Source organism: Lactiplantibacillus fabifermentans DSM 21115, assembly GCF_000498955.2.
Taxonomy (GTDB): domain Bacteria; phylum Bacillota; class Bacilli; order Lactobacillales; family Lactobacillaceae; genus Lactiplantibacillus; species Lactiplantibacillus fabifermentans.
In genome coordinates this window covers 1-11,300 of the sequence record NZ_AYGX02000133.1, presented here as the reverse complement: position 1 = coordinate 11,300, position 11,300 = coordinate 1, and the positions used below count along the sequence as shown (strand labels likewise).

General features: G+C 45.8%; 12 protein-coding genes. 10 read left to right on the top strand and 2 right to left on the bottom strand.

Features of this window, described 5'->3' with window-relative positions:
* Positions 1-595 (top strand): PTS transporter subunit EIIC (locus DY78_RS11220; RefSeq protein ID WP_169817089.1); only part of this gene is annotated, 595 nt, incomplete at its 5' end.
* 12 nt (positions 596-607) lie between these two features.
* On the top strand, positions 608-1,915 hold the full coding sequence (locus DY78_RS11215) for a Sapep family Mn(2+)-dependent dipeptidase (RefSeq protein WP_024624005.1): 1,308 nt from the start codon (positions 608-610) through the stop codon (positions 1,913-1,915).
* A gap of 925 nt (positions 1,916-2,840) precedes the next feature.
* On the opposite strand, the gene DY78_RS11210 is transcribed toward DY78_RS11215, so the two are convergent.
* Positions 2,841-3,923: a hypothetical protein gene (locus DY78_RS11210; protein WP_024624006.1), complete on the bottom strand. Its 1,083-nt coding sequence runs from the start codon at positions 3,921-3,923 to the stop codon at positions 2,841-2,843.
* A gap of 76 nt (positions 3,924-3,999) precedes the next feature.
* Between DY78_RS11210 and DY78_RS11205 the strand changes: the two genes are divergently transcribed.
* The 3 genes from DY78_RS11205 to DY78_RS11195 all read left to right on the top strand — a co-directional run bounded on the left by DY78_RS11205 (position 4,000) and on the right by DY78_RS11195 (position 5,889).
* Positions 4,000-4,566 (top strand): GrpB family protein, encoded by a 567-nt coding sequence (locus tag DY78_RS11205; RefSeq protein WP_024624007.1) that lies wholly within the window; start codon positions 4,000-4,002, stop codon positions 4,564-4,566.
* Between the two features lie 38 nt (positions 4,567-4,604).
* Positions 4,605-5,096, top strand: coding sequence for an AAA family ATPase (locus DY78_RS11200; RefSeq protein WP_024624008.1), 492 nt, complete (start codon positions 4,605-4,607; stop codon positions 5,094-5,096).
* 142 nt (positions 5,097-5,238) lie between these two features.
* Positions 5,239-5,889: a hypothetical protein gene (locus tag DY78_RS11195; RefSeq protein ID WP_024624009.1), complete on the top strand. Its 651-nt coding sequence runs from the start codon at positions 5,239-5,241 to the stop codon at positions 5,887-5,889.
* Positions 5,890-5,938: 49 nt separating this feature from the next.
* Here DY78_RS11195 and DY78_RS11190 read toward each other — a convergent pair whose 3' ends face one another.
* Positions 5,939-6,229 (bottom strand): hypothetical protein, encoded by a 291-nt coding sequence (locus DY78_RS11190; RefSeq protein ID WP_024624010.1) that lies wholly within the window; start codon positions 6,227-6,229, stop codon positions 5,939-5,941.
* Positions 6,230-6,356: 127 nt separating this feature from the next.
* On the opposite strand from DY78_RS11190, the gene DY78_RS11185 reads away from it, so the two are divergent.
* The 5 genes from DY78_RS11185 to DY78_RS11170 form a co-directional block, all read left to right on the top strand.
* Positions 6,357-6,749 (top strand): winged helix-turn-helix transcriptional regulator, encoded by a 393-nt coding sequence (locus tag DY78_RS11185; protein ID WP_024624011.1) that lies wholly within the window; start codon positions 6,357-6,359, stop codon positions 6,747-6,749.
* Between the two features lie 72 nt (positions 6,750-6,821).
* A complete protein-coding gene (locus DY78_RS16185) occupies positions 6,822-6,941 on the top strand; it encodes a putative metal homeostasis protein (RefSeq protein WP_156093403.1) in 120 nt (39 codons plus the stop codon).
* A gap of 123 nt (positions 6,942-7,064) precedes the next feature.
* The gene (locus tag DY78_RS11180; protein ID WP_024624012.1) at positions 7,065-7,448 is read left to right on the top strand and encodes a hypothetical protein; all 384 of its coding nucleotides are present in this window, start codon (positions 7,065-7,067) and stop codon (positions 7,446-7,448) included.
* 298 nt (positions 7,449-7,746) lie between these two features.
* Positions 7,747-10,281 (top strand): M1 family metallopeptidase, encoded by a 2,535-nt coding sequence (locus tag DY78_RS11175; protein WP_033613665.1) that lies wholly within the window; start codon positions 7,747-7,749, stop codon positions 10,279-10,281.
* 197 nt (positions 10,282-10,478) lie between these two features.
* Positions 10,479-11,300: ATP-binding protein (locus DY78_RS11170; protein ID WP_235810670.1), on the top strand; the 822-nt coding region annotated here is incomplete at its 3' end.

The window sequence follows — 11,300 nt, the reverse complement described above, 5'->3', positions numbered from 1 at the left end:
AGGTTATGCTGAACAATTTGTCCAAAAATTCGGATTAAATTTGCAATCTACCTTAACGCAAGATAATTTATCTGCATGGCGGGCTGGTGAACATTTACCACATATTTATACGCAACAATTCATTGATATTTTTACCACGTACGGTGGTGGCGGGAGTACCTTATCCCTCCTCATTTTGATGTTAACGATTTGTCATTCTAAACGAATTCGTGAATTAGGTAAATTGGCGATTGTTCCCGGAATCTTCGGGATTAATGAACCAGTAATCTTCGGGTTGCCCGTTGTTTTGAATCCGATTATTGCGATTCCATTCATTATCGTGCCGGTCGTAAACACCTTGATTTCCGGGGTCGTCTTTACCCTTGGTTGGGTGCCATATACGAACGGGGTCATGTTGCCGTGGACCACGCCACCAATTATTTCTGGTTGGCTATCGACGGGGAGCATTTACGGGTCGATATTGCAGCTGTTCGAGTTAGTGCTCGGGATATTAATCTACTATCCATTCATTAAGATGCTGGATAACCAATATCTCGACGAGGAAAAGAAAGCCGCGGAATTGGAAGATATCGACATTGACTTTAGTATGGTTTAAGGAAGTTTTATGATGGAAATTAGAGCAGACTTTCAAAAATTATTCGCGGACCACGAAACGGAATTTTTGAATTACTTCGACGAATTACTACAAATTCCGAGTGTTAATGGTCACGCGACGTTCATGGCACCGTTCGGCATTGGGCCGAAGCGTGCGTTGGATTACGTCTTACAACTGGCGGAAACAATGGGCTTTCGAACCGGTAGCGCCGGTGATGCAGTCGGTTGGGCCGAAGCTGGCCCGACCGATGATCCGGAATATTTCGGGGTATTAGGCCACTTGGATGTCGTCGATGTGGAAAATGACTGGCACTATCCGCCTTACCAACTGACGCAAGTTGGCAACATGTTGTACGGGCGGGGCGCCTTAGATAATAAGGGACCATTCTTATCCAGTTTGTTAGCGCTTTATTTAATCAAAGAACAAGGGATTAAGTTAAAACGGCGCGTGCGGATTATGTTTGGGACCGATGAAGAGTCGGGTAGTCGTGATATTCCGTACTACTTGGCTAGTCAACCAGCGCCAGCACACGGTTTTACCCCCGATTGCAAGTTTCCGATTGTTTACGGGGAACGCGGCTTGGTCGACTTGACGGTGACGTTACCGATTACCGATGGCTCAACCAAACAAATTACGAGTTTGACCGGACCGTTTGACCGCAGCTATTTACCAGATACCGCGACGGTTATGCTCGCAAACGGGCAAACGGTTGAATATACCGGTAAAAAAGCGCCGAGCAATGCGCCGGATATGGCCGATAACGTTATTCCCAAACTTGCGCAAGATTTGGCAACGTTAACCGGAACGACCGGGAACTTCTTCCAATGGGTCGTGGCAAAGTTAGCTGACCAATATGATGGTCATAACTTAGGCCTGGATTTTAGCGATGAAGCCTCCGGGGCGTTACAATTATCGTTATATCAAGCCGAAGTTAAGTCGGATGAAGTATCGATAAATATTTCGATGCGTTACCCAATTTCCATTGCGGAAGACCAAATCTTAACACAACTGAAATCGCAACTCTTACCCGGCATGACGGTTACGGTCAATCGGAGCTTCCCGTCGAAACTTAATGATCCCGACCAACCATTTATCCACCGCTTCTCAAAGATTTATCAAGCGGATACCGGTTTAGATGGGACGCCGGTCACCACCACGGGCGCCACCTATGCGCGCGCCATGCCAAATATTGTCGCGTTTGGCCCGTCATTCCCTGGCCAAAAGGGGATTGCGCATAAAGGCGATGAATGGTTACAGCTTAGTGATTGGCAGATGATGATGGAAGTTTATTATGATTGTTTGTTGGCTGAATTGAGTTAAAAAAACGCCTCGCAAATTGTTGAAATTTGCGAGGCGTTTTATTCTCATCGTTTAGGTTTTGAAATGTTTTTTCTCATTGAAAGTACCCAACCGCGAGGTTTAGTAACGCTGTATTACGAGGTAATGTAATCGTGCGTTTGCGATGACTGGAAAAATTTAAAGTGAGCGTAGAATGCCGTTATAGCAGCGTTCGTCCAGTTGCTTTCAATAATGAGCATTTAATGAAAAGCCACTAACTATGAGGTTTAGTAACGTTGTATTACGAGGAAAAGTAATTGTGCTTTTCCAACGATTCACAAGCCTCAAAGTGAAGCTGAAATGCTGTCATATCAACGTTTATCGAGTCGACTCCAATTGTGAACATTGAACCTAAAGTACCTAACTGCGAGGTTTAGTAACGTTGTATTACGAGGAAAAGTAATTGTGCTTTTCCAACGATTCGTAAACCTCAAAACAAAGCTATAATGCCGTCATATTAACGTTTATCGAGTCGATTTCAATTGTGAACATTGAACCAAAAGCACCTAACTGCGAGGTTTAGTAACGTTGTATTACGAGGAGAAGTAATTGTGTGCTTCGAACGATTCGTAAACTTCAAAGTGAAGTTATAATGCCGTGATATCAACGTTTATCGAGTCAATTTCAATTGTGAACATTGAACCAAAAGCACCTAACTACGAGGTTTAGTAACGTTGTATTACGAGGAGAAGTAATTGTGTGTGTCGAACGATTCGTAAACCTCAAAGTGAAGTTAGAATGCCGTCACGTCAACGTTTATGGAGCTGATTTCAATCGTGAACATTGAACCAAAAGCACCTAACTGCGAGGTTTAGTAACGTCATTAATTGGTAGCCTGAGATGAATGATGTATTGGACACAAAAGTCACCTCACTGCCGCGATGCAGTGGGGTGACTTTTCGGTCTTTTACTTTAATAGTGGTGTTAAATTTAACTTAATCACTCGATCGGAATGGAACGTCGATTTATCATTCCGATAAGCTTTAGCGCCGGATTCAAACAGCGCGTACAAGTTGCCGCCGTCGACGACGATTTGTTCCAGGTAGGGTGGCAAGGCGACTTCTTTCAAGATATCGTCGTTGTCGAAATTAATCCAAGATTTTTGACCGTCATTATCAAATGTCAACAGCTTCGAATCTTTGGTGCCGTATGACTGTGAGAATAAGATTTGGCCTTTAAAAAAGGCGACTCCTTGCAGCCGTTTATTCGTTTTGTAACTGCCTTGGTAAATATCGCTGCCCCGCAAATCGGTGTTTTTAACCGAAGTGACGTCGGGCATCCCGCTGTCTTTTAATGGATAACTCAAAAATTTGCCTTGGTTGGTCAAGTTGAAATAACCAACGTACAACGCATTGTTATGATAAGTAATGAATGACGCCCGTTTGACGTTCGGCAAGGTGATGACGTGGTCGAACTTGGTCGTGGTGTGCGTCTTTTCAAAGTTAGCGCTGGTTAACGTTTTCGCGTCGTAAGCGGACAAGGTGGCAGTCGTGGTGCCAGCTTCAGTGGTGACCCACAACCGCTTACTGACGGTGTCATACGCGAGGCCGCCGACGTGCGACGTGTTTGGTAAGACGATTTGTTTCACGAAGGTGCCAGTCTTTTTATTTAAGAAGTAGAGCACTGAATTATATTTTTTATCACGACTGTATGCTGAAATAATGACGTATTTGTCCGTGACGGCTAAGCCTTGCGGGTCCATATCTTTGCTGATACCGGTCGCTTTACTGCTAGTTTTGACACTTTTCGTACTAACTAGTCCTGGAATGACATAAGTTTCAGGTTTTTCATCTTGGTCGAGCGTCGTTTTTAATTTCGGATACTTTTTGATTAAGGTCTGATAAAATTCCTTATCCGAAGCAATCACGGCCGAAGTATTCGTGCCATCGACCAGGGTGGTTTTGGTGCTTTGATAGTGCCAATAAAAATATGTACCTAGGCCCACGACTAAAATAAGCGCAATGCCGATACCCCAACGTTTTTTATGCATGGTCAACCCTTCTTCCTTGTATTAATATATTTATTTAGAAGGATGATTGCGAACATTTTGACTTGGAGGTGAGGCAATGACAGCGGATTATTTGCAACAAGTTACTTTAGGAGCCATCGAACAGCAGCCGACCATTCAGCTAGTGGCGGCTGATCCAACGTGGCCGGCGCAGTTTGCGGTTGAACAGCGGAAAATCAAGCAAGCGTTAGGAGCGACCGCGCTTCGTATTGAGCATGTCGGTTCGACGTCGATTGCGGATCTAAGTGCCAAACCGATTATCGATATTTTGTTATTAGTTCCGGATGCGGCGGATGAAGCGGTGTATGTGCCACAATTGACGAAGGCCGGTTATATCTTACGGATTCGGGAACCAGATTGGCATCACCACCGCATGTTTCGTGGCACGACGCGGCCATTACACATCCACGTCTTTAGTGAGGGTTGTTCGGAAGCCCAGCAAATGTTACATTTTCGCGATTGGCTACGGCATGATACGGCTGACCGCCAATGGTATCGGGCCACCAAAGCGGAGTTAGCGGCGAAAGAATGGCCGACGATGCAAGCGTATGCTGATGCTAAAGGACCGGTCGTGACGGCCATTAAGGCCCATGCGACAACCTATTTTGACCATTATAATGGTTAGTAAGACTAGCAGGTTTTAGTATAATTGGAGTAATGATAATGCAAACAAAGTTGATTATTATTCGCGGTAATTCCGGCAGTGGAAAAACCACGTTAGCGCAACACATCCAAGCCGCGGTACCGGGCGCATTGTTAGTGTCACAAGATGTCGTGCGGCGGCAAATGTTGATGGTGCGGGATCGCCCGCATAATTTAGCGATTCCGCTGATTGAACAAATCGCGCTTTACGGTAACGGACGGGTACCGTTAGTCATTGTGGAAGGCATTTTAGTGCGGACCCGGTACGCCGCCATGCTCACGCGCCTGCAAGCGCAATTTACACACACGGTAGTTTATTATTTTGACCTCCCGTTTGCTACCACGTTAGCGCGCCACCAAACCCGACCACAAGCGGCCACTTTTGGCGCCAATGAGATGCGGGATTGGTGGGTCGCCGATGATGAGTTAGGTTGGGCAAATGAGTATATTTTTGACGAGCAGCAGACTTTAGCGACTGAATTAAGCACCGTGCTAACAAATTTAAATGAATGACAATAATTGTCTGTCGATGGGCGTTAGGTTGGCGGTGAAGTGATTGATAAAAATATTAATCGCATTAGATGTTTAATCACGGGTGGCTGCGGTATAATCGAGCTGGCAGATAAAACAGGGCTTAGCAAGGGAGGCCACCAAGATGGCAAAAGAAATTGTTGCTTCATTCGAAGATTTATTAGATATTGAAGTACCAGGTAACCATATTATGACGACCGAACAATTATCAGACGGGCGCATCGCTTATGAAATCGTCCATGATCCGCATCCGGGCGCGGATAGTCTCAAGAATTTAATGAAGGCGTTACGGCGGGGGCCACGCTATCCGCATTCGTTTAATAATTTAGGTTTACGCCGCATTCGGGCGGCCTTTAATCCCCTCTGGTCGGGCGAACCCGAGGAGTTAACCGAGTTCATTAGTGACCATCCATGGTGGGATGACGAGTTTTTAGTGGCGGTCTTAATTGACTTGGCCCCCGACGAAAGTGTAGATGCTCCGATTGAAGCGGCGATGGAAAATGTGACCGATTATGATTTGGAACCGGCCGATATTGCGGCGGCTACTAAAGAACTGGCTGCAGCAGTTGTCGCTAAATTGCAACATCAACCACAATTGATTGAACCGTGGGCCGTTTATTTACGCGCTTGTGCCCATTGTTATGCCACCGCGGGCCACACCTATGACGCGCCGGCTGTGGGCTTAGCCTTAAAACAATTTACGCACGTGTTGATGACGCGTGATTGGGAACAAGTTGAACAACAATTATTACAATTACCAGATTGGTCTGATTAGACTAAAAAAACGTCACTTTTACGTAGTGGCGTTTTAATTTGCAGCCAATTTAAGCCACGGTGTAGATGCGCACATCGGGTTGACCTTGCCATAACGGCTGGAGCTCCGCGAAGACATGCTTGGTGAATAAGTCGCTGTTTAAGTAGGCTTGCGCCTGTGCGACGCTCTCAAAGCCATGCAACACTTGCACGTCGTCATCGCGAATCAGTAGGTCCTTGGTACTGGCGCCTGGAATCGTCGTTAAAAATGGGTTACGATAAGCCGTATAAACTTTGGCCGCTGCTTCCCGGTTAGCGGGGGCAATGGTCATCGTAATTTGTAAATATGCATGAACTGTCATAAAAATTCCTCCTATCAAGTTATGGTCTAGTGTAGGCAATCACTGCTGGAAAAAACAGACCTTAGCTAATCAATGAGTTACTCATAAATTACATAGTATGGATTATGACGGGGATAAGGAGCTACCAATGTATACACCAAAATTAACTAAAGATATCAGAAATCCGTTAGAAGCGGGACTGGCTTGCGTGAGTGGCAAATGGAAGACGCGCATTATTTGTGCGCTGATGAATGGCGGGCCCATGCGTTATAAACAAGTGAAGGCCAATTTATCCGGTGTGACGGATGCGGTCTTGGCCCAAACGCTCAAAGAATTGACGACGGATGCGATTGTCGCGCGCACCCAATATGATGAGATGCCCGTGCGCGTGGAATATGCCTTAACGGTCAAAGGGCAAGCCGCGATTCCCATGCTGCAAGGTATCGCGCGTTGGACGCAAGCATACAACCCGGAATGGGCCCAAGTCCGGTGTGGCTGCGGCCGACCAGATTGCTTATTTGATCAACCGCAAGAACATTAATCGCTTTTAAACAGACAATCTGTTATATTTAAATAGTAATAATTACTATTTAAAACGAGAGGATTGATTCTAATGGAAAAACAAGATTTAGCAAGTGCGCGTCGGCGGTTGAAAAGTAGTAATTTGAAGTCTCGGAAACGGGCGCTCAAAACATTGCATGATGCCCGGCGTAATGCCGCAAAATCAAAATAATTATGACTGGCGGCCGTTATATTTGGTCGTCATTTTTTATACGTGGTTTTATTGGGCGTCCCCTTAAAAGATTGCTATCCTTGAAGCGTTGTGAAGATGTCAAAAACGCATAAGGGGGATTTCATGACAACTGAAATTGTAACGTATCCGATTATCGTGACGGCCGCGGGTGAAGGCGTGCACGTCACGATTCCAGATATTGCTGGTGGCGAAACGCAAGGCGAAGACTTTGTGGATGGGGTTAACCGCGCAATGTTGCTGATTGGGCAAGTGTTATCACGACAACCGCACTTGCCGGCACCATCAAAATTAAATGAGCTCACCTTACCTGAACATGCCCAAGCGGTATATGTCGCAGTTGATTTGACGATGTATCGCCAACGCTTTCCAGTGAAGGTGGCGGTACCGGTCGAATTGCCAGCTTACTTAGTGGAGGCGTCGGCCGCGCATAATTTAGATTTGGATAAATTCACGACGGCCGTGTTAGCGGCGCGGCTCGATATGTAAGGCGAAAAGACTAAAATAGTGCCTAATGAAATTTAACGTTCATCAGGCACCATTCTAGTCTTTTATCATTTTTATTGTCGAAACGTGTGCAAAAAGGCAGTTTGTTCCGCTTAACCCGGAAGTGGCAACCATGCCCAAAGCCCGGACATAATTGCCGCTTCCACGTTAATGCTCGCAAACTAACCGCCTTTTGGCACACTCTTGGTATGTTTTGTCGCCAAAAACGCCACGTTCAACGACGCAATCCGTGGGCTTTTAGCGTATAATGAAACTAATCTAACAAATCAAGGAGAATATCATGGCAGAATTAACCCGTTTTTATGAGAAATTTCAACCATCGCACTACGATATTTATATTGATATCGATCGTGCGACTAAAGTTATTAGTGGGAAAACCACGATTACCGGTGATGCCAAGGACCAAGCTATCGCCATCCATCAAAAAGATTTGACGGTGAGTGCCGTCACCGTTGCGGACCAAGCCGTACCGTTCAGCGAAGATGCAACGCAAGACGCGTTAAACATCACGTTGCCAGCGACTGGCGAAAATACCGTGACGATTACGTATACGGCGCCATTGACTGATACGATGATGGGGATTTATCCATCTTATTATCAAGTGAACGGTGAACGCAAACAAATCATCGGGACGCAGTTTGAAACTAATGCCGCCCGTCAAGCATTCCCGTGTGTCGATGAACCCGAAGCTAAAGCAACCTTTGATTTGGCCATCAAGTTTGACGAACATGCTGACGAAACGATTTTGAGCAACATGCCGGAAATCCGCACCGAAAATGGCGTACACTATTTTGACACGACTAAACGGATGTCGACGTACTTGATCGCGTTTGCCTTTGGTGAATTGCAAGGCAAGCAAACGACGACTAAGAGCGGCGTGCAAATTGGTGTCTTCGGTACAAAAGCGCATCAAGCCAACGAACTCGACTTTGCGTTAGACATCGCCAAGCGCTCGATTGAATTTTACGAAGACTTCTATCAAACGCCATATCCATTGCCACATTCATGGCAATTAGCCTTGCCAGACTTCTCGGCCGGCGCCATGGAAAACTGGGGCTTAGTGACGTATCGCGAAGCCTACTTGTTGCTTGATCCGGATAACACCGCTTTAGACATCAAGCAACGGGTTGCCACCGTCATTGCCCATGAACTCGCCCATCAATGGTTCGGTGACTTAGTAACCATGAAGTGGTGGGACGACCTCTGGTTAAATGAAAGTTTTGCCAACATGATGGAATACGTTGCCATCGATGCCTTAGAACCCGACTGGCACATCTGGGAAACGTTCCAAACTTCCGAAGCACCGGCTGCGTTGCAACGCGATGCTACGGATGGCGTGCAATCGGTCCACGTGCAAGTTAACAATCCCGCTGAAATTGATGCGTTATTCGATGGGGCAATTGTGTATGCCAAGGGTGCCCGGATGTTAGTCATGGTCCGGGCCATGATTGGCGATGACGCCTTACGGAAGGGCTTAAAGAATTACTTCGCGGCTCATCATTATGACAACGCCACCGGAGCCGACTTATGGGCGGCATTAGGTGACGCGGCCGGCTTAAACGTGGGTGCCATCATGAATTCGTGGTTGGAACAACCCGGTTATCCAGTTGTCACAGCCCAAGTTGTGAACGGCCAATTGACCTTGTCACAACAACAATTCTTCGTCGGTGACGGCCATGATGCTAATCGCCAATGGCAAATTCCATTGAACAGCAATTACGATGCCGCTCCGGAAATCTTCAAGGACGAACGGGTCGTCTTGGGTGATTATCAGGCCTTACGGGATGCGGCTAAGACGCCATTCCGCTTGAACGTCGGCAACAACTCGCATTTTATTGTCAAATACGACCAAACGTTGTTGGCTGATATTTTGGCGAATGTTGAAGATTTTGATGCCATTACCCAATTGCAATTATTGCAAGACTTGCGGTTATTAGCAGAAGGTCGTCAAATCTCTTACGCCGACGTCGTGCCATTGTTGCCACGCTTTGCCAACAGCCACTCCACCGTGGTTAATGTAGCTTTGTACCGCATCGCCGGCGACTTGAAGAAGTTCGTCACGCCAGATTCAGCGGCTGAAAAACAATTACAACAATTGTTTGATACGCTGAGTGCGGGTCAAGTGGCGCGTTTAGGCTGGACCGCAAAGGCGGATGACTCCTTCGATGACCAATTGACCCGTCCATACGTTTTGAATGCATCGTTATATGCAAAGAACGCCGACACGTTAGCAGCTGCGCATCAATTGTTTACGGCCAATGCCCAACAATTGAGCAGTCTACCGGCCGATGTCCGGGTCTTAGTTTTGCGTAACGAAGTTCAAAACTACGGTAGCGCGGCCTTGTTCGACCAATTGTTAGCCGAACATCGCGCCACCGCCGATGCTAGTTTCAAGGCGGATATCAGTGCGGCCTTACCAGCAACGACTGATCCCGCGTTAGTAGCAAAGTTAGTCACGAAGTTTGAAGATGCCGATACCATTAAGCCGCAAGACTTGCGCGCTTGGTTCCGCGGCGTCTTAGCCAACGATGCTGGCGAACAAGCCGCTTGGGACTGGATTCGCCAAGACTGGGCTTGGTTAGAAAAGACCGTTGGTGGCGATATGGAATTCCCAACTTATATCACCGTTATTACCGGCGTCTTCAAGACCAGTGCCCGGTTAGCAGAATTCAAAGCCTTCTTTGAACCAAAACTCGCCGACCCAATGTTGACGCGTGAAATCAAGATGGACACGAAAGTTATCGAAAGTCGCGTCGCCTTGATTAATGATGAAAAAGATGCGGTTAATGCCGCGGTTAAACAAGTCTTAGCTTAATAACTATCAAATAATACCAGGGCTCCAGCTGAAATTGCCTATCAATTTTAGCTGGAGCCCTGGTTGATTGTATGAAGCAATCAAAGCATAGTTACTTTTGGGGGTGCTTTAAACAAGTGAATGAGAAAGGTTGGTCAGAAATGGAAGTATAGTTCCAAAAAAAGATCAGATCATAAAAATGGAAGTATACTTCCAAAATGAATGGAGAATCTAACATGATTTCACGGCCGACTTATTTAAGAAAATTAATTCAGTTAAAAGATACGGATACGATTAAAATTATTACTGGTGTTCGCCGTTCGGGTAAATCGGTGTTATTGAAGTTATACCGAGATTATTTGATAACACAGAAAATCGATGTTAACCAGATTATCTATCTCAACTTTGAAGCGTTCGAATTATTAAAGATACGTGATGCGCAACAATTGATTGACCTGTTACAACCACGGCTTAACCACGACCAATACTTCTATTTGATGCTGGATGAAATTCAAATGGTCGATGGCTGGCAGCGAGTTGTGAACGGTATTCATGCCAGTTTTAATTGTGATATTGTGGTGACTGGATCTAATGCCAAAATGCTATCTGGTGAGTTATCAACCTTACTAAGTGGGCGATATGTTGAAATTCCTATTTATCCATTTTCATTCAAAGAATTTTTAATGGCACGTAAGATTAAAGAGAATTCTCGACAAATTGATCAAGCTTTTGAAGAATACGAAACTTATGGCGGGTTCCCCGCGGTTGTTTTAGCGACGCCTAATATTAAGGATGATATGCTATCTGGAATTTACGATACGATTGTTCTAAATGATGTTTCCATGCGAGCTAACATCAGGGATACTGAATCCTTAAAGGCCGTGGTTGGATTCTTGGTAGATGATTTAGGTCAACTTATTCGGCCAGCTAAGTTAGCTAATACGTTAAAGAGTGAAGGGGTGGCGACGAGTAATCACACGGTTGAACGGCTCCTATGTCAAGATTTTAGACAAATAAATGCGAATAGTCAGCGTCATAAT

What these genes read in the sequence shown, in the direction of transcription:
- DY78_RS11215 (WP_024624005.1), top strand. Translation starts at nt 608, where the DNA reads ATGGAAATTAGAGCAGACTTTCAAAAATTATTCGCGGACCACGAAACG.
- DY78_RS11210 (WP_024624006.1), bottom strand. Translation starts at nt 3,923, where the DNA reads ATGCATAAAAAACGTTGGGGTATCGGCATTGCGCTTATTTTAGTCGTG.
- DY78_RS11205 (WP_024624007.1), top strand. Translation starts at nt 4,000, where the DNA reads ATGACAGCGGATTATTTGCAACAAGTTACTTTAGGAGCCATCGAACAG.
- DY78_RS11200 (WP_024624008.1), top strand. Translation starts at nt 4,605, where the DNA reads ATGCAAACAAAGTTGATTATTATTCGCGGTAATTCCGGCAGTGGAAAA.
- DY78_RS11195 (WP_024624009.1), top strand. Translation starts at nt 5,239, where the DNA reads ATGGCAAAAGAAATTGTTGCTTCATTCGAAGATTTATTAGATATTGAA.
- DY78_RS11190 (WP_024624010.1), bottom strand. Translation starts at nt 6,229, where the DNA reads ATGACAGTTCATGCATATTTACAAATTACGATGACCATTGCCCCCGCT.
- DY78_RS11185 (WP_024624011.1), top strand. Translation starts at nt 6,357, where the DNA reads ATGTATACACCAAAATTAACTAAAGATATCAGAAATCCGTTAGAAGCG.
- DY78_RS16185 (WP_156093403.1), top strand. Translation starts at nt 6,822, where the DNA reads ATGGAAAAACAAGATTTAGCAAGTGCGCGTCGGCGGTTGAAAAGTAGT.
- DY78_RS11180 (WP_024624012.1), top strand. Translation starts at nt 7,065, where the DNA reads ATGACAACTGAAATTGTAACGTATCCGATTATCGTGACGGCCGCGGGT.
- DY78_RS11175 (WP_033613665.1), top strand. Translation starts at nt 7,747, where the DNA reads ATGGCAGAATTAACCCGTTTTTATGAGAAATTTCAACCATCGCACTAC.